Here is a 20,447-nt window from a genome sequence, read left to right on the forward strand (position 1 = left end):
TCCCGCACGACCGTGCCGGATCAGGACGTCACACGCCCTCGCGCACGCGGCCGGCGGCATGCTCGCGCAGCAGCGCCGCGCAGGCCTGAGCGCTCACCGGCCTGCCGAACAGGTAGCCCTGCTGCCGTTCGCAGCGCAGCGAGCGCAGAAACGACGCCTGCTCGGGCGTTTCCACGCCTTCGGCGGTCACGCGCATGCCGAGCGAATGCGCCATCGCCACGACGGCCTGGGTGATCGCGACGGAATCGCGGTTGTCGGGCAGGCCCGCCACGAACGTGCGATCGACCTTCAGGTGATGCAGCGGAAAACGCTTCAGATACGCGAGCGACGAGTAGCCGGTGCCGAAGTCGTCCACCGAAATGCGCACGCCAATGGCGTTCAGCGCATGCAGGAGGGGCAGCACGCTCTGGCTGTCGCTCATGAGAATGCCTTCGGTGATCTCCACTTCGAGGGCATCGGGCGCGAGCCCCGTGCGCGCGAGGCACCCCTCCACCTGCTCGACCAGCCCGTCCGCGATCTGGCGTGGCGAGAAGTTGACCGCCATGACGAAGTCGGGCGCGAAGAGGCGCCGCCACTGCGCGGCCTGGCGGCACGCGTGCTCGAGCACCCACTGGCCGATCGGGATGATCATGCCGGTGTCCTCGGCCACGGCGATGAACTCCACCGGCGAGACCTGGCCCAGCTCCTCGCTCTCCCAGCGCAGCAGCGCCTCCGCGCCGATCATGCGGCCGCTTTCGCCATCCACGATCGGCTGATAGACGAGACGCAGTTCGCCCGAAGCGAGCGCGCGGCGCAGCCCCCGCTCGATCTGGAAGCGGCGCTGCAGGCGCTGGCGCAGCTCGGTCGTGAAGAACTGGAACTGGTTGGTGCCGCGCTGCTTGGCCGCGTACATGGCCGAGTCGGCGTTGCGCATGAGCGCGGCGGCGCTGCGGCCATCGTCGGGATAGAGGCTGATGCCGATCGAGGCGCCCAGGTAGTACTCGTTGCCCGCCACCGCGAACGGCGCGGCAAGCGCGCCGAGCACGCGCTGCGCGAGCGCGACGAGTTCGTCCACGCTTTTGTAGCAGCACACCGCGATCACGAACTCGTCGCCGCCCACGCGCGCGAGCGTGTCCGCCTCGCTCACGCAGCCGGTGAGGCGCCGCCCCACGTCGAGCAGCAGCGAGTCGCCAGCTTCGTGGCCGCCCGTGTCGTTGACCTTCTTGAAGCCGTCGAGATCGACGAAGAGCAGCGCCGGCTTCGCCGAACACGTGGCGCGCTCCAGCATCGCGTGCATGCGCTCGGCGAGGAAGGTGCGGTTGTACAGGCCCGTGAGCGCGTCGCGCGTGGCGAGGTAGCGCAATTGCTGCTGCGCCTCGCGCACGGGCCCGATATCCGTGAACGAGACCACCACGGAGATCGGCTCGCTTTCGCCGGGCCGGAAGATCGGCAGCACGTTCTCGCTCACCCAGACGATCTCGCCGTCCGCGAGTTCGAGGCCGACCGTCTCGCCGAGCACCGGCTTGCCCGTTTCGAGCGCCTTCATGCTCGGGCGCTTCGAGATGGGCAGGGGCTTGCCGCTTTCGTCGAGCACGCGCGGAATCACCTTCATGATGCTCAGGCCGATGGCGTCCTCGGGCAGGCGCAGGAGACGCCGCGCGCTGCGGTTGCAGGCGAGCACGGTGTCGTCGCGGGCCTGCATCACGATGCCTTCGTTGAGGTGATCCACCACGAGGCGATGGTGCTCTTCGCTGAGCGCGAGGCGCTCGGCCATGGTCTGCTGGTTGAGCATGGCCGCGACGCTGCGGGCGATGTCGCACAGCAGCGCCTCCTCGGCCGCGCTGGGCCGCCAGGGCCGGCTCTGGTACACGGCGAGCGCGCCCAGCACGCCGCCGCTGTCGTCGTCGAGGGGCGTGGTCCAGACCGCGCGCAGGCCGCTGTTGAGCGCGATGCGGCGGTACTCGCCCCACTCGTGCGCGAGTTCGTAGTCCTCCACGCATACCGTGCGCCGCTCGGCGATCGCCGTGCCGGACGGGCTCGTGCCGGAACCGACCGGCGTGCCGTCGAACGCGGCGTGATACTGCGCCGGCAAGGACGGCGCGCTGCCGATGCGCAGGCGCTGGCCGTCGGCATCGAGTTGCAGGACCGCGCAGTTCGCGCCCGCGCCCAGCAGCCGCCCGGCGCGGCCGCAGACCTCCGCCAGCAGTTCCGGCAGCGGCATGCTGCGCGACACCAGCCGCAATACGCTGCGCTCCTGGGCGAGCGCCGCGTCTGTTCCGCTCGCGGCGCCGCTGGTTGCCCCGTCCGATTCTCTCGACACCTCCGACTGACCGCCCCCTGATCCCGCTGCGCCGAACGCTCCCGCCGCTTGGGAATAGACCATACCTTCTTCCCCTCTTGTTGCCGCGGTGCGTGTGGTGCAGGTAGCGCCCGCGGCCGGCTCGATCTCTAGTGTGGTGCGCGGCAAACCGCCCGCCGTCAGGCGAGCGATTGCGCCGCCCCTGCGTTAACGGCAAGGGCGGCGCGATTCTTGAAGCGTTGGGAAGCCGGCGGCGAGCTGGTTAACAGGGAGCGGACGGGAAGGTGCGCCGGGTGGGCGGGGATGCGCGGCGCGTGGGTCGTCGCGAGGGTAAACGACTACGCGCGCCGGCACATAGCAAAAATCACCTCACGCCTGGCTCTTCTCGCTGCTTTCGCTGCTGCCGTCCTTGTGGAACACGCGCTTGGTCGCGCGCTTGGTGGCCTCGTAACCTTCGCGCGACGCATGCGCGATGCCGTGGCCCACCGTCTTCGCCGCGTGCGCGGTGGCGTGGCCGAAGTCGCGGGCGGCGTGGCCGGTTTTCGTGGCCGCTTCCTTCGAGTCGTGCTTGATGTTCTCCTTCACTTCGTGAAGGTCGGCGTGCGCCATCGTGCTGGCCATGCCCAGCACGAGCGCGGCAAGTATGAACCGTTTGGATTTCATCATCGGGCTCCCTTTTGTATTGTCATCGAATGACTGCGGACGCGTCGAGCATGACCGCCGCGCGTCCCGTAAGCAGCACGCGGCCCGCGCCGCGCACCGTAAAACCATAGAGTATCGTATTGCCGCTGCCGCTCACGCGCTCGGCTTCGATCGCGAGCGGCGCGGCGAGCGTGTCGAGGCGCTCGACATGCGCCACCACGCTGCGCACGCTCGCCAGAAAACCCACGCGCGGGCGCCCCGCGGCTGCGCCATCCAGTGCGCCGAGCAACGCGCCATGCACCGCCATGGCCTGCGCCGCGTACTCCACGCCGCACACCGCCGCGAGGCGGCCGCGCGAGCGCAGCGGGTTGCGCGGATCGCGATGGCTGGTCGCCACGCAGCGGATGCGCGTTTCGTCCCACGCCTGCACCGCGTCGAGCAGGCACATCGCGCCGCTGTGCGGGATGCGCGCCGCAATCCACGCGCGGTCGAGCGGCGCGCCCGGCGCGGTGTTCGCGATCACGTCCGCGAGCGTAGCCGGCAGGGTGGCTTGCGTCGTCATGCCCCCTCTCCAGAGGCGTCCAGGGGCGTGACGTCGATTTGCACGCGCAACTCCGGCATGTAGTCGATGACCACGCTCGCAGGCCGGCCGGATGTGTCCATGCACGCGAGCGCTTCGAGCAGCGGCAGCACGCGCGCGGCGGGATTGTTCGTGCGCAGCGCTTCGAGTTCGGGCGAGGCGAGCGGCGTCGCCAGCGCTTCGGTGAGCGTCATGTCCAGGCGCGCGAGCGTCGCCGCGCTCGCCTGCGGCGCGAGCACGAGCGCGACGCCGAATGCATCGGCCACGGGACGCAACGTGTGCAGCGGCTCGGGATAGTCGGCGTCGTAGGCGATCAGCAAGGTGGGTACGCCGTCCACGGCCACCTGGCACGCGCTTTCGAGCAGCCCCGCCGCGAAGCTGCCGTCGTGCGCGCACAGCACGTTCGATGCGGCCCGGTCGCGCGTCGCGATGCTCCAGTAGCCCGCGGGCGCGTTGTGCACCGAGTTGTGAAATCGCGTGGGCGAAAGCAGGCGGTCGTCGCCGGCCAGCGCGTCGCAGATTATGTGGCAGTTCTGACCATCTCCACCCGAGGCCGCGAACACGGCGGCGAGCGTCGTCGCATCGCGGCCGCTCGCCGCGACGGCTTCGTGGCCCACGGCGAGCGCGGTCTTGACGACGGCCCCGGTGCGGCGGCGCTCTGCCGCCGGCAGCCCTTCCGGCGGCGGCAGCACCGTGCGTGCGCTCGCGTAGGGCGCGCGCGCGGCGAGCACGTCGGCCGTCTGCGGCCAGTTGGCGAGACCCGGGCCGATCACGCCGACGCTTTCGATGAATGCGGAAAGTCTCATGGCGGTCATCCGTGATGTGCGCGGTCCGCGCGGCCGAACAGGAGGCTGCAGTTCGTGCCGCCAAACCCGAATGAATTGCTCAGTGCGGCGCCGATTGGCGCCTCGCGGCTTTCCAGCACGTAGTCGAGGCCAAGCGCGGCGTCGGGCTGCGTGGTGTTGACGCCGGCGGGCACGAAGCGATGGCGCAGCGCGAGCGCCGCGATCACGGCCTCGAGCGCGCCCGCCGCGCCGAGCGTATGCCCTGTCGCGCCCTTGGTCGAGCTGCACGGCGTGCGCTCGAACAGCGCGTTGATCGCGCGGCTTTCGGCGACGTCGTTGCTCGGCGTGGCCGTGCCATGCAGATTGATGTAGCCGATTTCGCCGGCGGCCACGCCCGCGGTGGAAAGCGCCTGCGCCATCGCGGCGCGCGCGCCGAGCCCGTCGGGATGCGGCGACGACATGTGATGCGCGTCGCTCGATTCGCCCACGCCGAGCAGCAGGATCGCGTCGTCGTCCAGCGTGTCGGGCGTGCGCTCGAGGAAGGCGAACGCCGCGGCCTCGCCGATCGAAATGCCATTGCGGTTCACGTCGAACGGGCGGCAAGGATCGCGCGACAGGAGTTCGAGCGAGTTGAAACCGTACAACGTCGTCAGGCAGAGCGAATCGACGCCGCCCACCACGGCCGCGTCGATCAGCCCCGCCTCGATCATGCGGCGCGCGGAGCCGAACACCTTCGCGCCCGAAGAGCAGGCCGAAGAAATCGACGTGGCCGGGCCGCGCAGGCCGAAGTACGCGCGCACGAACGAGGCCAACGCGAACGGGTTGTGCGTCTGCGCATAGTGAAAGCCAGGCTTGAGCGCGCCGCTTCCCAGGTCGCGTTGCCGGTAGGCGTTTTCGGTTTCGAGAATGCCCGAAGTGCTGGTGCCGACGAACACGCCCACCCGCTCGGCGCCATAGCGCGCGACGGCGGCCTCGATGTGTTCGGCGAAACCGTCCTGCGTGAAGCCGATCTGCGCGAGACGGTGGTTGCGGCACGCGTAGTCCGCGAGATCGGCGCGCAGCGTCTCGCTGTCGAGGCCCGCCACCTCGCCGATCCACGTATCGAGGTCCGCGCGCGCGAAGTCGCAGCGCGCGAGGCCCCCACGCTTGCCGCGCAGCGCGTCGAGCGTCGCGTCGAGCCCGCGCCCGAGGCAGCTGGTAGCGGTGAAATGCGAAAGGATCAGTGGTTTCACGTCAGTCGTTCCATTTGGCGCAGCGGTGGAATCAGGGTTGACCGGCTTCGCCGTCGAGGCACGCGCGCAGCGTGGTCCACTGCAGCTGGCGTTCGGCGGCGGCGCGCAGGAGCGGCGGCAGCACGTCGAGCACGAGCGGCTTGCCGCGCGCGTCGCGCGCCGCGTGCCCGTCGTGCACGAGCAGGATGTCACGCGCAGCGAGGCCATCGAGCAAACGGTGCGTGACGGTGCCGGCCTCTTTCGCGCAGGTGTCGAAGCCGCGCCGCGTCCAGCTCGCGAGGTGCAGGCCGAGACCGCACAGCACCGGCTCGAGGAACGGATTGCGCAGGCCCGCCGGTGCGCGGAAAAAGCGCGGCGCCGTACCCGCGATTTCGGTGAGCGTGCGCTGCGCCGCCGCGATCTCGCGCTTCATCACGAGCGGCCCCGAGAGCGAAAACGTATGCCGATGGCGCTGGCTATGGTTCTCCACGGCATGGCCGCGCGCCGCGATCGCTTCGACCAGATGCGGGTAGCGGCGCGCCAGATCGCCGATGCAGAAGAACGTTGCGCGCGCATCGAAACGGTCAAGCAGGTCGAGCACGCGCGGCGTCACCTCGGGGTCCGGACCATCGTCGATGGTGAGCGCGATGCGCTGCGCCGCGTGTTCGGGCAGGCGCGTCCAGTTCGGGCCGAGCAGCGCGCTGCGCGGCCACAGACCCGCGGCGGTCAGCGCGAGATGCGAGGCAACCACGCTGCCCGCGGCCCACGGCCACGCGTGCGGCTGTGCGACCACGGCGGCGGCGGCGCCCGCGTGCAACGCCGCCGCGCCGTAAATGTAGGGCGACGGCTTCCAGCGGCGCGCCGTGGCGGACGCGGGCGTCATATGCGTAGCGCGCAACGAAGCCGAGTTCATGCGCGGCCTCCGTGCGGGCGGGTCATCTGGGCGCGTTCGCTACGCGGGCGAGCAGGCCGCCGCTCGTCGCCGGTATCGGCGCTCACGTGCGCCTCGGCGCCGCTGTGCACGAGCGGCGGCGCGAGAATCGCCGCGAACACGAGCGCGAGCATCGCGCCCGGCCCGACCGTCAGCCCGAACGTTTCGAGCAGCGGCACATGAGACAGCGAGAGCAGGCCGAAGCCCGCCACCGTCGCGAGATTGGCGACGAGCAGCGAGACGAGCGTGCGCGGCGTGATGCCCGCTGCGTCGTCGCGCTTGCAGAAGAACAACGCATAGTTCGAGCCCACCGCGACGATCAGCAGCATGCCGACCAGGTGCAGGATGGTGAGCGATACGCCCGCCAGCGCGAATCCCGCCGCCACGACCAGCACCGCCGCGACGAGCGGCGCGAGCGCCCTCGCCGCGCGCGAGAACGAGCGCAGCGAGAACACCAGCAGCACGACGATGACGACGAAACCCGCGAGCGAGAGGCGAATGTCTTCGTGCACGTAGTCCACGTACATGCGGTCGGCTTCGGCCTTCAGGTCGACGAAGAGTGCACCCGGCACGTCCGCGCGGGCGACGGCGTCGCTCACGGAACCGGCGTTGAGGCTCGGCGTATTCGCGGCCTGTGCGCTCTGTGCATTGCGCGGCGCGCGCAGGGCGAGCATGGCGCTCCATTGGCCATCGCGCTGGGTCAGGAGCGCATCGACGGCGAGCGCCATCGACGTGCCCTTGAGGTCCGCACGCGTGACGAGCGGCGCGTTGCGCGCCGCCTCGACGTCGGCGAGGAAAGGCGTAAAGGCGTCGGGCCTCACGTCCACCGGCTGGTTCTTGATCGCCTCTTGCAGGCGCGCCGTGAGCGCGTCCTTGCCGGGCAGGCTCGCGAGGCGCGCACGCTGGGTGGCGTCGCTCGGCAGGTAGCGCGCGGGGCTCTCGAAGCCGCCGAGCACGCCACGCTCGACGAGCGGCTGCAACTGCGCGCCGACCTTCTCCGCGCCTTCGAGCGCGGCCTGCTCGCTCGCGGCCGGAATCACCACGAGATAGCGCACGTCGGGCGCGCCCACGTCCGCGCGCAGGCGCGTGTCGAGCGCCTGGCTCGCGGCGGGCACGGGGCTCAAGGAGGAAAGTTCGTGGCTCCAGAGGTCGTCGCGATGCAGCCAGAGGGACGCCAGCGCGGCGAGCACGAGCGCCGCGAGCGGCCAGCGCAGGCGCGGCGCGGCGTGAGCCAGACGCGCGAGCGCTGCGCCGATGCGCGACACATCGCGAATCGCGACTGCGCCACCGCACAGCTGCGGCAGCACGAAGCGCGTGACGAGCGCGGCGCTCGCGAGGCCCGCGATCGAATAGAGCCCGAGTTGCACGAGGCCGGGGAAGCCCGAGAACAGCATCGTCGCGAAGCCGCACACCGAGGTCAGCACGCCAAGGCGAATGGTCGGCCAGTAAGCGGCGAGCCAGGCCCGCATCGTCTCGCGGCCCTGCGGCGCACCGCGGGGACCGCCCTGCGACGACTGCACGAACAGGTAGATCGAGTAGTCCACCGCCTCGCCCATCAGCGTCGTGCCGAAGCCGAGCGTCAAGCCATGCACCGTGCCGAACACGAGCGAAACCGTGGCAATGCCCGCCGCTACGCCCGAGAACACCGGCAAGAGCCCGAGCCCCAGCGTGCGCGGCGAGCGGTACAGCGTGAGCAGCAGCGCGACGATCAGCACGAGGCTCAGCGTGGAGAGGCGTTCGACGTCGTGGCGAATGGCGTCGCGCGTGGCGACCCCGAACACGCCCGGCCCCGTCAGCGATACCTGGTAGGCCGAAGCATTGGGCAAGCTGCGCGTGGCGGCGGCAAAGGCGGCGCGCACGGCGTCGATGGCGTGCGACTGGGCGTCGGTGTCGGAGCCGGCGGCCGCCGTTTGCGCCACCAGCACGGCGCGCCGGCCGTCGCGCGAGGCCCACACGCCGCCGCGGCTCGCGGGCTGCGCCGCGCTGTCGAGCTGTCCGACCATCGCGGCCACTTCGCCCGTCGGGTCGCGCGGCAGCAGGTCCTTGGCAACGAGCCCCGCCGATGAGGTCAGCAGATCGAGGCTCTCGCCCAGCGCTTCGTGCAACCCCTGTTCCGAGAAGTGTTGCGGCGTGACCGCCGGACTCAGCACATAGCGGTGCGCGAACATGAACTGCTCGTCGCGCGCGTCGTTCTGGCCCGAGCCGTTGTGAATCGCCACGAATTGCGGGTCGGCGCGCAGGCTCGCCGCCACGCGGCGCGAAAGCTCTGCGCGCGTGCTCTCGTAGCCGCCGTCGATGCCGATCAGAATGAGCCGGGACGCCAGGCCGTCGCGCAGTTGATCGACGAGCACTTGCTGCGTGGGACTCGGCGAGCGCGGCAGAAACGCCGAGAGATCGGCGGTGAAATTCGCGCGGCCGATCGCCACCGCGCACGCGACGAGGCACAGCAGCCACACCGCGACGGCGCGGCGCTGCACGAGCGCGAAGCCGCGCGCAAGGACCGGATGGGCGCGCGGGTCCATCAGTTCGCGTCCGCGGAAAGGGCGTGCAGGCGCATCACCGAATGATCGCCGTCCGCCTGCTGGATCGCGACGCTGCGCATCGCGTCGCGCGTGCCGTCTATCGTGATGGTGTTCACCACCTTGCGCATGCGCGAGTCGAGCGGCGTGAGCGTGAGCGTCCAGTCGTCGCCCTCACCCGTGAGCGCGACCTTGTACACCTGCTCCAGCGCGAAGCGGTTGCCCGCGAGCGTCGCACGAATGCTCTCGATGAACGCGCCCAGCTCGGGATAGCGCGCGAGCGCCAGCGTGTATTTGTGGTTCTCGCGCTTCACGGTCAGCATGTCGCCGTCCACCACGAGGTGCTCGGGCTTGGGGTTCTGCGTGATCTTTTCCAGATGATCGGGCGCGACGAACACGAGTTCGCCCGACGACTCAACAGGCTGCGTGGCGATCGAGAGGTACTTCGTCTCGGTGAAGCTCGCGCGGCCGGACTTGTGCTGCGCGAGCGTGGACATCAGGCGGTCGAGCGTCCAGGCGGGCTGCGCGGTTTCGGCAGCCTGTGCCGGCACGCCAGGCGCGGCCGCCGTCATGGTGGCCGCGGCGATGAAAGCGGCGCTCGCCAGCGCGCGCAGGCAGCGGGCGCGCAAGGTTGTGCAACGGCGGTTCGCCCTCATGCGTCGGTCACCTCGTGCACGGGAAGCTCGGCATGGGGGCGCGTTTCGCGGCGGCGCACCGGGGCCGGGGCCGGCGCACGGGCTGCGGCGCTTGCCGCCGCCGTTGCCGATGCCGGTGCTCCAACCATCGCGCCCTGCCTGCCGCCCTGCCAGAAGTCGTAGTAGTTGAACCAGTTGTACGGCGCCTTGCGGCAATAGCGGTCGAGCAGCGCGACGTAGCGCACGAGCGCCGCGTCGATGGCGCGCTGGCGCGCCTCGCGCGGCACGTCGGTGAAGTCCGCCAGCGTTTCGAAGTGCACGTCGTAGCGATTGCCGCCGCGATACAGACCCGTCATGAAGAGCACCGGGCGCTTGAGCATCGCGGCCATGTAGAGCGGCCCGAGCGGGAACGCCGCCGGCTCGCCGAGAAACGCCATGCGCCGCATGGTGGCGGCGTCGTCGGCGAGCAGCGTGCGGTCCGCGAGCATGCCCACCATGCAGTTCTGGTCGAGACGCTCGTGCACCTTCAGCATCGAGCCGACCTGGCCAAGCCCGATCACTTCGGGCTTCGCCGCGGGATTCACGGCCGCGAGCGTCGCGTTGATCTTCTGCGCGTTCTCTTCGTACATCGTCACGACCACGCGCAGGTCGGGCCGCGTGCGGCCGAGCGCGCGCACGATCTCGAAGCTGCCGAGGTGCGCGCCCATCAGGAACACACCGCGCCCCTTGGCGAGCGTCTCGTCCACGAGCGTATGGCCGTGCGGGCGGATATCGAACATGTCGAAGCGCGCGTTCGCCAGATAGATGCGGTCGTGGATCGTCGAGGCGAACGTGAACACGTGGCGATAGATGTCGCGCCAGTGCGCCGGGCGGCCCAGCACGCGGCGCAGGTAGTCGCGCGAGGCCGCGCGCGCGCGCGGCGAAAACAGCACGAAATACAGCGCGATCAAATGCAGCAGCGCGCGGCCCGCGCGGCGGCCGAGGAGCAGCGAGAGCCACGTCATGACGCGCAGGAGCAGCGTGTTGCTGCGCTCCTGCTGGTTCGCCCAGTCGGTGCGCTTCGTCATGGCTGCGCTCCGGTTTGCGCGCTCGCGCGCGTGAGCGGCTCAGCGCCGGGTGCAGCGGCGGGTTCGTCGCTGATGACGCCGCTCGCGACATCGCGCGCGCCCGCGCGCAGCGTGAAGCGGATCGCGCCGCTCGCCGCCGCGTCCCACGCGAGGTCGAGCGTTTCGCCGGGCGCGGCCGGGCTCAGGAATTTCGCGGTGCTGAGCGTGAACGTGTCGAACGGCCGGTTCAGCGCGTCGCCGATCGCGTCGATGGCGTGATCGAGCAGCACGACGCCGGGCACGATCGGGTGCCCCGGGAAGTGCCCAGGCAGCGCGGGATGATCGGCCGGAATCGTGAACGAAAGCGTGGACGCGGGTTTGGCCAAAGCGTCGCCCGTTTCCTGCGCGGCCCGCGCGAGGCCGCCGCGCAGCTGCTGCGCGACGAACGCCGCGAGCACGTCGTGCGGCAGCTTGCCGGTGCCGTTGCGCGGCAGGGCATCGACGAACAGGAGCGGACGCGGCAGAAACGCGCGATCGATGCGCTCGCGCAGCGCGCGCTGCAGATCGGCGAGCACAAGCGTGGGCGCGACCACGAGCGCGACGAGGCGCTGCACGACGTCGTGGCCCGTGTGCACATCGTGCTCGAGGTGGGCGGGCATGAAGAACACGCCGTCCACCACGCCCGGAATCGCGTTGAGCTGATGGTTGAGGTAGGCGAGCGAGGTCCGCTTGCCCGCGATGTTGATGAGGTCCGCCTTGCGCCCGTGCAACAGGAAACGCTGCGCGTCGAGCCGTTCGATGGCGTCGCCCATGGGCACCGGCTCTTCCACGTGGCCGCCCGAGACCCACATCGTCGGGCCTTCGTCGTCCTCAGCCGCGCTTTCGCGCGCTTCGAAGCGAACCTGCGGGAACAGTTGCCACGTTGCGCCCTTCGCGGTGCGGCGCGTCGCGATCTGGCCGGTTTCGGTGCTGCCGTAGATTTCCACGAGCGGCGCCTTCAGGCGGGCTTCCGCTTCGAGCGCGAGCTTTTCCGAAAGCGGCGCGGTGGCGGAGAGCACCAGCTCGGCTGGCGGCAGCGCATGATCGGTGGCGAGCAGCGCGCGCAGATGGATCGGCGAGGTCACGAGCACGCGCGGGTGCGGCACCGCTTCGAGTTCGTCGCGGATATCGACGGGATAGAACGGCAGCCGGTTGCTGAACGCGAAGCCGCCGATCAGCGGCAGCAGCACGGTCACTTCGAAGCCGTACATGTGCTGCGGCGGCACCGTGCCGACGATCGTGCAGTCGGGCGCGGCGAGCAGGCCGTGCCGCTCGGCCGACGCGCGCACGCCCGCCACCAGCACGCCCCAGGTCTTGGCATGCGGCACCGGCGCGCCGGTGGACCCCGACGTGAACACGTAGGCCGCGACGCGCGAGGCGTCGATCTGCGGGACGACGAACGGCACGTGCGCATCGGCTTCCTGCCGGGCTTCGGGATACGCGAAACGCGGCAGGTCGATCGCGCAATCGGGCGCGTCGTGCAGGCAGAACGCGTCGGGGGCGAACGAGGCGAGCTGGCGCACCGTCTCCGGCGTCTGCGTGGCGGGCAGCAGGCTGATGCGCCCGGACACGAGCGCCGCGCACAGGCCCACGGTGAAACGGTAGCGGTCGCGGCAAACGTTGAACACGTGGCCGCCCGCCGGCAGCGCCGCGGCCACACGCGTGACATCGGCGAGGAACGCGCGCACCGTGACGGGCGCGCCGTCGCGCCAGGCCATGACCTGGTCGGGCGACGTATGAAAAACGAGCGGATGAGTCTGCATAACTTCAGTCAATACGGATTCCTGCGTTGTTTCCTGCTTTGACTCAGGCTGGCGAGCGGCATCCATGATCAGGAATGCTCCGCGTGCGCCTGGGTCGTCTGCCGGTATGCGCGAATCGCGTCGAGCATGCCGGCATTCGGCTCGCCCGGCAGCACGAAACGCCTGCATGCGTGCTCGGCGACGAACATCACCGCCACGAGCGGCAACGCCAGATAGTTGGCGAACGTCGACCACGCGACGATCGGTGCAACCGCGAACATCAGCGTCGAAACGCCGGCAATCGCGACGAAAAAGAGCGTCCACGCGAGCGTGATCTGGCGCGTATAGCGCGCGACGGCCGGGGGTAGCGCGCCGCCGTGGATCATCGACGCGAACTGCGTGCAAAGCGGCACGCGCCCCGCCGCGAGCGTGCGCCCGAACAGCAGCGCCATCGCGAGGTTGAAGCTCACATGCTCCAGATACAGTCCCCATTCAAAGTGCAAAGCAAGCGGCGTGCGCATGAACCACAGCGCGAGCACCACGAGCGTCCACAGCGGCAGCAGCCACGCCCGGCGCGGCGAGCGCGCGGCGGCGGCCAGTGCGATCGCGAGCGGGGGCACGAGCGCCATGGCCAGGCCGAAACCGTGCGCGCCCGGCGTCGCCACCGCGTAATGCGCGCCGATTTGCCAGGCGGCCACGGCCGCCACGCCAAGCGCCACGCGCGCCGCCGCAGCCACGGCGCTCATCGCCCGCCTCCGCGCACGCTCACGCCGGGGCGCCGTGAGCACGGCGCCGGCGGGCGGTTGGCCCCGGTGCGACCCAGGGCGGTCTGGCTGAGCGAAGAAGGCATCTGGCAAATATCGCAAGTACAGTCGTAAGTGAATCGTAGGGTTCGGCAAGCGCCACGAAACATCATAAGAAACGCAAGTATCGGGCCGGTTTCTTGCAAGCTCGTTCGGGCACGCACATTTTAAGATTGGCGGGACCCGATCACCTGTCCTGCCAGACGCCGGTTTGTAACTGAATGTTCGGAATCGCGCCAGGCAGGGCTTTTGTCCGATCGAGACAGGCCCGAAGCCGTGCAAGCGTCTCGCGCGTTCCGATCCCAAAAATGCGCGCCGCCTGGCACCGACCCTCTGTAACCCTTTCGCCTGGGAGCACGGTATACGCACCGATACCCTTCACTTAGAATCCTGGTAACTTTTACATCACACGAACCCTAAAAACGGGTGGCCGGCGCTTTCGGCCCGCACGCCCGGAGAGCCCACGCATGATGAACGCACTGGAACAAGAGCTCGCCACGCAGATCGTGAAAGAGCTGAATCTCGAAGATGTCTCGCTCGACGAAGTGAGCGCCGACACTCCGCTCTACGGCGAAGGCTTCGGGCTTGACTCGATCGACATTCTGGAAATTGCGCTGCTGATCTCGAAGAAGTACGGCTTCGAGCTGCGCTCGGATAATCCGGACAACGAGAAAATCTTCGCGACGCTCGGCTCGCTGGCCGCCTATGTCGCGGCGCACCGCGTGCGCTGACGTGCGCGGCGCACGGTGCCATGACTGCCGGCGCCGGCCAGCAACTGGCCAGGATTGAGGGAGGAACACCCATGCGTGCACTCGTGACAGGCGGCAGCGGCGCACTCGGGCAGGCCATCAGCGTGGCGCTCGCGCAGGCGGGCCACGAGGTCTGGGTGCACGCGAACCGGCGTCTGGCCGAAGCCGAGGCCGTCGCGCAGCGCATCGCCGCGGCGGGCGGCAGCGCACACGCCATCGCCTTCGACGTGACCGACGCCGACGCGGCCGAAGCCGCCCTCGCGCGGCTCGTGGAAGACGCGCCCGTGCAGATCCTGGTGAACAACGCGGGCATTCACGACGACGCGCCGCTAGTCGGCATGCGGCGGGAGCAATGGCGCCGCGTGATCGACGTCTCGCTCAACGGCTTTTTCAACGTGACGCAGCCGCTGCTCATGCCGATGATCCGCACGCGCCACGGGCGCATCGTCAACATCGCCTCGCTCGCGGGTGTGATGGGCAATCGCGGCCAGGCGAACTACGCGGCCGCGAAGGCCGGGCTGATCGGCGCGACGAAATCGCTCTCGCTGGAGCTGGCCTCGCGCGGCATCACGGTGAACGCCGTGGCGCCCGGCATCATCGCTTCGCCGATGGCGGAGCACGCGTTTCCCGCCGAGCGCATCAAGCAGCTCGTGCCCGCACAGCGCGCCGGCCAGCCGGCGGAAGTCGCGGGCATGGTGGCATACCTGGTGTCCGATGCGGCCGCCTATGTGACAGGGCAAGTGCTCTCGATCAACGGCGGCCTGGCCTGAACACGCGGCGCGTTTTCCGCTGCTGCATCCTCTGAGGAAATACGAGTGTCTGTGCAACCCTTCGACGCAAAGCGGCAGTCGCGCTCCGCGCCCGGCACCAGCACGGGCGCGAGCGCCGAAGCATCCGGATACGACGTCCCCGCGCACGATGCGCCGGACGTCCGCCCAGGCGGTTATGCGCGCGCAGCGGCGCGACCTAGAATTTTTTCAGGGTCTCACGCTGTCGAAGCCCCCGCTGCCATGGCCACGCCTTCGTCCACGCATCTCGTCCTGATCCCGAGCTACAACCCGGGCGCCAAGCTCGACGAGACCGTGCGCGGCGCACGCGCGCAATGGAACCCCGTGTGGGTCGTGGTGGACGGCAGCACGGACGGCAGCGCCGCGCGCTTGCAGGCCATGGCCAACGACGACCCCGGCCTGCACGTCATCGTGCTGCCCGACAACCGGGGCAAGGGCGGCGCGGTGCTCGCGGGGCTCGAAGCCGCCGCGGCGCGCGGATTCACCCACGTGCTGACGATGGACTCCGACGGCCAGCACCCCGCCGCGCTGATTCCCGAATTCATGGCCGCCTCGCAGGCCGCGCCCGAAGCCATGGTGCTGGGCCTGCCGAAGTTCGACGCGAGCGCGCCGCAATTGCGCGTGCAGGGACGGCGCCTGTCGAACTTCTTCGCCGACTTCGAGACGCTGTGGGCCGGCATCGGCGATTCGCTGTACGGCTTTCGCGTGTACCCGATCGCGCCACTGAAGGCGATCATGCACCGCCAGACGTGGATGCGCCGCTTCGACTTCGATCCCGAAGCGGCCGTGCGCCTGTGCTGGGCCGGCGTGCGGCCCATCCAGATCGAAGCGCCGGTGCGTTACTTCGGCGCCGATGAAGGCGGGGTCTCGCATTTCAACTACGTGCGCGACAACCTGCTGCTCGCGGGCATGCATCTGCGGCTCGTGAGCGGGTTCGCGCTGCGCCTGCCGCGCTTGCTCGGCAGGCGCCTGTTGCCCTGATCGCTGGTTGGCTTGTTACGCCGTGGCGCGCTGCGCAGCAGGCGTGCGGTAGTCGGCCAGCAAGCGCTCCTGTTTTTTGCCGGCCGCCGCGAGATTGCGCGCCTTGACGTGGCCGAAGCCGCGAATCTCGTCGGGCAGCGCCGCCAGCTGCAGCGCGACCGGCAGGCGCTGCGCGTCGAGGCTCGCGCAGAATTCGTCCACGAGCGCCACGTATTGCGCAATCGAGCGGCGTTCGTCGCGACGCTCTTCGGTCTTGCCGAACACGTCGAACGCGGTGCCGCGCAGCCCCTTCATGCGGGCCAGCGTGCGCAACACCGGCAGCACCCACGGACCGAAACGGCGCTTCACGAGATGACCGTGCTCGTCGCGCTTCGCGAGCAGCGGCGGCGCGAGCCAGAAGTTCAGCTTGTAGTCGCGTCCCGGCTCGCCTTCGAACTGCTCGCGCAGCTTCTGCAGATACGCAGGATCGGCATACAGACGCGCGACCTCGTACTCGTCCTTGTAGGCCATCAGCTTCGCGAGATTCACGGCGACGGCGCGCGTGAGCGGCAGCTTCGCGTCGCCGCCGAGCGCCGTCTCTTTCACGCGAATGCGCTCGACCACGCGGCGATATTGCTGCGCATAGGCGGCGTTCTGATACGCGGTGAGCAACGCTTCTCGCGCGGCAATCACTTTGTCGAGCGATTCGGGCATGCGCAGAACGATGGCCTGCGGTTCTGCCGGCGTTTTGGTGAGCGCGCGCACGACCGCTTCGCCATGATGCGCGACGTAGCGCCCCCAGTTGAATGCCTGCTGGTTCTTCTCCACGGCCACGGCGTTGAGTTCGATAGCGCGGCGCAGATGCGCGAGTTCGAGCGGCAGCCAGCCCTTTTGCCACGCATAGCCCAGCAGCAGCGGATTGCTGTAGATCGTGTCGCCGAGCAAGGCCAGCGCGAGCGCATTGGCGTCCACGAACGCACAGCCCTCGCCGATGCTCGCGCGCAGTTCCGTCTCGGTTTGCGCGCCCGGGAACGTCCACTTCGGATTCTTGACGAATTCCGCAGTCGGCGTCGCGCCGCTGTTGATCGCCGCGACCGTCACGCCATGCTGGGTGCGCGAGAGCACGTCGCCCGAAGCGGAGACGATCGCATCGCAGCCGATCACGAGGCGCGCCTCGCCCGTGGCGATGCGCGTGGCGTGCAAGGCGGCGGGCGTCGCCGCCACCTGCACGTGGCTCAGCACGGCGCCGCCCTTTTGCGCGAGCCCGGCCATGTCGAGCACGGTCACGCCCTTGCCCGCAAGATGCGCGGCCATGCCGATCAGGCCGCCGATGGTCACGACACCCGTGCCGCCCACGCCCGTCACGAGAATGCCGTAGGGCTTCGCCAGTTGCGGAAGCACCGGCATGGGCAACGCGTCGAAATCGATCGAAGCGGCGCTGGACACATTTGCCGCGCGCGGCTTGCGCAACTGCGCGCCCTCGGCCGTCACGAAGCTCGGGCAAAAACCCTTCACGCACGAAAAGTCCTTGTTGCACGACGACTGGTTGATCTTGCGCTTCGTGCCGAGCGGCGTATCGAGCGGCTCGACGGAAAGGCAGTTCGATTGCACCGAGCAGTCGCCGCAGCCCTCGCACACGGCGTCGTTGATGAACGCGCGGCGCGCCGGGTCGGGATAGGCGCCGCGCTTGCGGCGACGGCGCTTTTCGGTGGCGCAGGTCTGGTCGTAGATCAGCACGGTGGTGCCGGCGATTTCGCGCAAGGTGCGCTGCACGCTATCGAGCTGGTCGCGATGGTGAACGTCCACGCCTGGCGGCAATACGATCTTCGCGTCGTATTTTTGCGGCTCGTCCGTGACGATGACGATGCGCTTCGCCCCTTCCGCATGCACCTGGTGCGCGATCTGCGGCACGGTCAGCACGCCGTCCACGGGCTGACCGCCCGTCATCGCCACCGCGTCGTTGTAGAGAATCTTGTAGGTGATGTTGGCGTTCGATGCGATGGCCGCGCGAATCGCCAGCAGTCCTGAGTGAAAGTAGGTGCCGTCGCCGAGATTGACGAACACGTGCTTGTCGCCCGAGAAGTGCATCTGGCCGAGCCACGCCACGCCCTCGCCGCCCATCTGGCTGAACGTTTCGGTCTTGCGGTCCATCCACATCGACATGTAGTGGCAGCCGATCCCCGCCAGCGCACGCGAGCCTTCGGGCACATTCGTCGAGGTGTTGTGCGGACAGCCCGAGCAGAACCACGGCTTGCGCTCCACCGTCACGCGCGGCTTCGCCGCCTCGCGCTCCTTTGCCTCGATGATCGCCACGCGCGCGAGCATGCGCGCACGCACTTCCTCGGGCACGTCGGCGCGCGCGAGACGCCGCGCGATGGCCTTGGCGATCAGCGCGGGCGAGAGTTCGTAGTGCGCGGGCAGCAGCCAGTTGCCGCGCGGCACCGACCATTCGCCGCCTTCGTTGTCGCGCTCGTCGAATTTGCCGTAGATCTTGGGGCGTACGTCTTCGCGCCAGTTGTACAGTTCTTCCTTGAGCGCGTATTCGAGAATCTGGCGCTTTTCCTCCACCACGAGAATTTCTTCGAGCCCGGTGGCGAAGCCGCGCGCGTCCTGCGCGTCGAGCGGCCACACACAGCCCACCTTGAGCACGCGCACGCCGATCTGCGCGCAGGTCTCGTCGTCGAGGCCGAGGTCGGTGAGCGCCTGGCGCACGTCGAGATACGCCTTGCCCGCGGTCATGATGCCAAAGCGGGCGCGCGGCGAATCGATCACCACGCGGTTCAGCCGGTTCGCGCGCACATAGGCGAGCGCGGCGTACCACTTCTCGTCGAGCAGACGCGCTTCCTGGGCGAGGGGCGTATCGGGCCAGCGGATATTGAGGCCGCCTTCGGGCATGGTGTAGTCGGCGGGCGTGACGGTTGCCACGCGATCCGGGTCGAGGTCGATCGACGCCGTCGACTCGATCACGTCGGTCACGCACTTCATGGCGACCCACAGGCCCGAGTAGCGGCTCATGGCCCACCCGTGCAGACCGTAGTCGAGATACTCCTGCACGTTCGCGGGATAGAGCACGGGAATGCCCGCCGCGATGAGCGCGTGCTCGGACTGGTGCGCGACCGACGACGACTTCGCCGCGTGGTCGTCGCCCGCGAGCACGAGCACGCCGCCGCGCGCGTCGCTGCCCGCGGAGTTGGCGTGCTTGAACACGTCGCCGGTGCGGTCGACGCCGGGGCCCTTGCCGTACCACATGCCGAACACGCCGTCGCGCTGCGCGCCCGGCCAGAGATTGATCTGCTGCGTGCCCCACACCGCGGTGGCGGCGAGGTCTTCGTTCACGCCGGGCTGGAACACGACGTCGTGGGCCTGGAGATGTTTTTTCGCCTTCCAGAGCGACTGGTCGAGCGCGCCGAGCGGCGAGCCGCGATAGCCGGAGACGAAGCCCGCGGTATTCAGGCCGGCCTTGCGGTCGCGCGCCTTTTGCAGCATGGGCAGGCGCACCAGCGCCTGGGTGCCGCTGATGTACACGCGGCCCTTCTCCAGCGTGTATTTGTCGTCGAGCGAAACGGATGCGGCTAGCGATGCGGCGTCTACGGCGGCACGGTCTGGGGCGTTCATGGCGGGGCTGTCTCCGGAATCGGTACTTCATCGGTACGTTTTCCGGGCGAGTATAGGAAGCCGATATGCCATCGTAAAATCACAAATTGGGAACACTGGTATGCGAAAAACGGATGGCTATGCGCGTAGAAAACCGTGGATTGGGGGGCGCTTGCTCAAGCGCTTCGGGCATTTGCCGTTAACACACGGGACCAGCAACCACTCATTCCGGAGTCCCGCTTGCACGCGAAACCACGCGCTCTGCCATCTGCATCTGTCCTGTTCGGAACCCTGGCCGCAACCCTGCTGATCAGCGGCTGCGTCTCCAGCCCCCGCGTCGCCACGGCACCCGCGCGCCCCACGACAGTGGTTGTCGCTGCCCCGCCGCCGCCCCCGCCTGTCGTCGTCGCGCAGCCCGTTTATGTGCCGCAGCCGTACGACGCCTATGTTTCGGTCGTGCTCGACCGCGACGTGGTCTACGCCGGCGGCAGCACCTATATCTGGATCGTGGGGCCGGACGGCCACCGCCAGCGCCGCTACTACGGCCGCGGCGACCTGCGCGGCGAAGTCCTGCACCGCCGCGCGGAACTGCGCGTGGTGATGGCGCACAACGAAGGCCATCTGCCGATGCAACGTGCGCGCATGCCCGAGCCCCAGCGCGTGCGCGTGACGATGCAGCCGCACGGGACGCCGCCGCATGGCTACCGGCCGCAGCCGGGTGGGCACTCGCCGGCGCACACCGCCCAGCATCGCCCGCCGCCTGCGCCGAACCGCAACGCGAACGCCAGCGCGAATGCCAATGCCGGCCATCACCGCCACCCCGATGGCCATCCCAACGCCGCGCCTGCGCCGCGTTTCGCGGGTCAGCCGCCGCATGCCGGTTAATGCCAACTAAGGCCTGAAGTTCGAACCGTCCGCCAGCGTTCGCTGGCCGGCCTCGAAGGCGTCGCCGCCCGCCTGCGGCGGCGCTTCCTCCCTTGCCTCACCTGCCGCCACTCGCTGCGCGGCTACGGTTGCGTCCCCAAAATTCCCGCCTGAAGCCCGTCCTCGGTCCAACACCGCCGCGACTAAGTGTCGCGATATATATCACATCGCGATATAATCCCTTTTCTTTGGGCGGCGCCGAGCCGTCTGCGCTCCTCACC

The 20,447-nt window shown here is 69.3% G+C and carries 15 protein-coding genes and 1 pseudogene; 4 read left to right on the forward strand and 12 right to left on the reverse strand.

Annotation, left to right across the window (positions count from 1 at the left end):
• Nucleotides 1-28 precede the first annotated feature (28 nt).
• The 11 genes and pseudogenes from AB4Y40_RS35025 to AB4Y40_RS35075 all read right to left on the reverse strand — a co-directional run bounded on the left by AB4Y40_RS35025 (nt 29) and on the right by AB4Y40_RS35075 (nt 13,154).
• The gene (locus AB4Y40_RS35025) at nt 29-2,362 is read right to left on the reverse strand and encodes a putative bifunctional diguanylate cyclase/phosphodiesterase (RefSeq protein WP_368691746.1); all 2,334 of its coding nucleotides are present in this window, start codon (nt 2,360-2,362) and stop codon (nt 29-31) included.
• A gap of 285 nt (nt 2,363-2,647) precedes the next feature.
• Nucleotides 2,648-2,941 (reverse strand): hypothetical protein, encoded by a 294-nt coding sequence (locus AB4Y40_RS35030; RefSeq protein WP_368691813.1) that lies wholly within the window; start codon nt 2,939-2,941, stop codon nt 2,648-2,650.
• A gap of 22 nt (nt 2,942-2,963) precedes the next feature.
• Nucleotides 2,964-3,482 (reverse strand): hotdog family protein, encoded by a 519-nt coding sequence (locus AB4Y40_RS35035; RefSeq protein WP_368691747.1) that lies wholly within the window; start codon nt 3,480-3,482, stop codon nt 2,964-2,966.
• Nucleotides 3,479-4,306 (reverse strand): beta-ketoacyl synthase chain length factor, encoded by an 828-nt coding sequence (locus AB4Y40_RS35040; protein ID WP_368691748.1) that lies wholly within the window; start codon nt 4,304-4,306, stop codon nt 3,479-3,481. The genes AB4Y40_RS35035 and AB4Y40_RS35040 overlap by 4 nt, the downstream gene beginning before the upstream one ends.
• A 5-nt stretch (nt 4,307-4,311) precedes the next feature.
• Nucleotides 4,312-5,517 (reverse strand): beta-ketoacyl-[acyl-carrier-protein] synthase family protein, encoded by a 1,206-nt coding sequence (locus tag AB4Y40_RS35045; protein WP_368691749.1) that lies wholly within the window; start codon nt 5,515-5,517, stop codon nt 4,312-4,314.
• Nucleotides 5,518-5,548: 31 nt separating this feature from the next.
• Nucleotides 5,549-6,409: a polysaccharide deacetylase family protein gene (locus tag AB4Y40_RS35050; RefSeq protein WP_368691750.1), complete on the reverse strand. Its 861-nt coding sequence runs from the start codon at nt 6,407-6,409 to the stop codon at nt 5,549-5,551.
• Nucleotides 6,406-8,949 (reverse strand): MMPL family transporter, encoded by a 2,544-nt coding sequence (locus tag AB4Y40_RS35055; protein ID WP_368691751.1) that lies wholly within the window; start codon nt 8,947-8,949, stop codon nt 6,406-6,408. The genes AB4Y40_RS35050 and AB4Y40_RS35055 overlap by 4 nt, the downstream gene beginning before the upstream one ends.
• Nucleotides 8,949-9,518, reverse strand: a complete 570-nt coding sequence (locus tag AB4Y40_RS35060; protein ID WP_368691814.1) for an outer membrane lipoprotein carrier protein LolA — start codon at nt 9,516-9,518, stop codon at nt 8,949-8,951. Before AB4Y40_RS35060 ends, AB4Y40_RS35055 begins: the two co-directional genes overlap by 1 nt.
• Before the next feature lie 224 nt (nt 9,519-9,742).
• A pseudogene (locus AB4Y40_RS35065) lies at nt 9,743-10,648 on the reverse strand (acyl-CoA synthetase); the annotation flags it as partial.
• Nucleotides 10,645-12,429, reverse strand: a complete 1,785-nt coding sequence (locus AB4Y40_RS35070) for an AMP-binding protein (protein ID WP_368691815.1) — start codon at nt 12,427-12,429, stop codon at nt 10,645-10,647. The gene AB4Y40_RS35070 and the pseudogene AB4Y40_RS35065, both read right to left, overlap by 4 nt.
• Before the next feature lie 68 nt (nt 12,430-12,497).
• Complete coding sequence (locus AB4Y40_RS35075) at nt 12,498-13,154, reverse strand: hypothetical protein (protein WP_368691752.1); 657 nt, start codon at nt 13,152-13,154, stop codon at nt 12,498-12,500.
• 527 nt (nt 13,155-13,681) lie between these two features.
• Here AB4Y40_RS35075 and AB4Y40_RS35080 point away from each other — a divergent pair.
• The 3 genes from AB4Y40_RS35080 (at nt 13,682) to AB4Y40_RS35090 (ending at nt 15,729) form a co-directional block, all read left to right on the forward strand.
• Nucleotides 13,682-13,942 (forward strand): phosphopantetheine-binding protein, encoded by a 261-nt coding sequence (locus AB4Y40_RS35080; RefSeq protein ID WP_368691816.1) that lies wholly within the window; start codon nt 13,682-13,684, stop codon nt 13,940-13,942.
• A gap of 71 nt (nt 13,943-14,013) precedes the next feature.
• Entirely contained in the window at nt 14,014-14,730 is a 717-nt protein-coding gene (gene fabG, locus AB4Y40_RS35085; protein ID WP_368691753.1) for a 3-oxoacyl-ACP reductase FabG, read from the forward strand.
• 240 nt (nt 14,731-14,970) lie between these two features.
• Complete coding sequence (locus AB4Y40_RS35090) at nt 14,971-15,729, forward strand: glycosyltransferase family 2 protein (RefSeq protein ID WP_368691754.1); 759 nt, start codon at nt 14,971-14,973, stop codon at nt 15,727-15,729.
• Between the two features lie 15 nt (nt 15,730-15,744).
• Here the strand turns inward: AB4Y40_RS35090 and AB4Y40_RS35095 are convergent, their stop codons facing one another.
• Nucleotides 15,745-19,323 (reverse strand): indolepyruvate ferredoxin oxidoreductase family protein, encoded by a 3,579-nt coding sequence (locus tag AB4Y40_RS35095; RefSeq protein ID WP_368691755.1) that lies wholly within the window; start codon nt 19,321-19,323, stop codon nt 15,745-15,747.
• A gap of 345 nt (nt 19,324-19,668) precedes the next feature.
• Between AB4Y40_RS35095 and AB4Y40_RS35100 the strand changes: the two genes are divergently transcribed.
• On the forward strand, nt 19,669-20,187 hold the full coding sequence (locus tag AB4Y40_RS35100; RefSeq protein WP_368691756.1) for a hypothetical protein: 519 nt from the start codon (nt 19,669-19,671) through the stop codon (nt 20,185-20,187).
• Nucleotides 20,188-20,447: the final 260 nt, after the last annotated feature.

This window comes from Paraburkholderia sp. EG287B (genome assembly GCF_040965595.1).
Classification (GTDB): Bacteria; Pseudomonadota; Gammaproteobacteria; order Burkholderiales; family Burkholderiaceae; genus Paraburkholderia.

Bases quoted from the DNA above. Each gene is read 5' to 3' on its own strand.
- AB4Y40_RS35025 (WP_368691746.1), bottom strand. From the start codon at position 2,362: ATGGTCTATTCCCAAGCGGCGGGAGCGTTCGGCGCAGCGGGATCAGGG.
- AB4Y40_RS35030 (WP_368691813.1), bottom strand. From the start codon at position 2,941: ATGAAATCCAAACGGTTCATACTTGCCGCGCTCGTGCTGGGCATGGCC.
- AB4Y40_RS35035 (WP_368691747.1), bottom strand. From the start codon at position 3,482: ATGACGACGCAAGCCACCCTGCCGGCTACGCTCGCGGACGTGATCGCG.
- AB4Y40_RS35040 (WP_368691748.1), bottom strand. From the start codon at position 4,306: ATGAGACTTTCCGCATTCATCGAAAGCGTCGGCGTGATCGGCCCGGGT.
- AB4Y40_RS35050 (WP_368691750.1), bottom strand. From the start codon at position 6,409: ATGAACTCGGCTTCGTTGCGCGCTACGCATATGACGCCCGCGTCCGCC.
- AB4Y40_RS35055 (WP_368691751.1), bottom strand. From the start codon at position 8,949: ATGGACCCGCGCGCCCATCCGGTCCTTGCGCGCGGCTTCGCGCTCGTG.
- AB4Y40_RS35060 (WP_368691814.1), bottom strand. From the start codon at position 9,518: ATGACGGCGGCCGCGCCTGGCGTGCCGGCACAGGCTGCCGAAACCGCG.
- AB4Y40_RS35070 (WP_368691815.1), bottom strand. From the start codon at position 12,429: ATGCAGACTCATCCGCTCGTTTTTCATACGTCGCCCGACCAGGTCATG.
- AB4Y40_RS35075 (WP_368691752.1), bottom strand. From the start codon at position 13,154: ATGAGCGCCGTGGCTGCGGCGGCGCGCGTGGCGCTTGGCGTGGCGGCC.
- AB4Y40_RS35080 (WP_368691816.1), top strand. From the start codon at position 13,682: ATGAACGCACTGGAACAAGAGCTCGCCACGCAGATCGTGAAAGAGCTG.
- fabG (WP_368691753.1), top strand. From the start codon at position 14,014: ATGCGTGCACTCGTGACAGGCGGCAGCGGCGCACTCGGGCAGGCCATC.
- AB4Y40_RS35090 (WP_368691754.1), top strand. From the start codon at position 14,971: ATGGCCACGCCTTCGTCCACGCATCTCGTCCTGATCCCGAGCTACAAC.
- AB4Y40_RS35095 (WP_368691755.1), bottom strand. From the start codon at position 19,323: ATGAACGCCCCAGACCGTGCCGCCGTAGACGCCGCATCGCTAGCCGCA.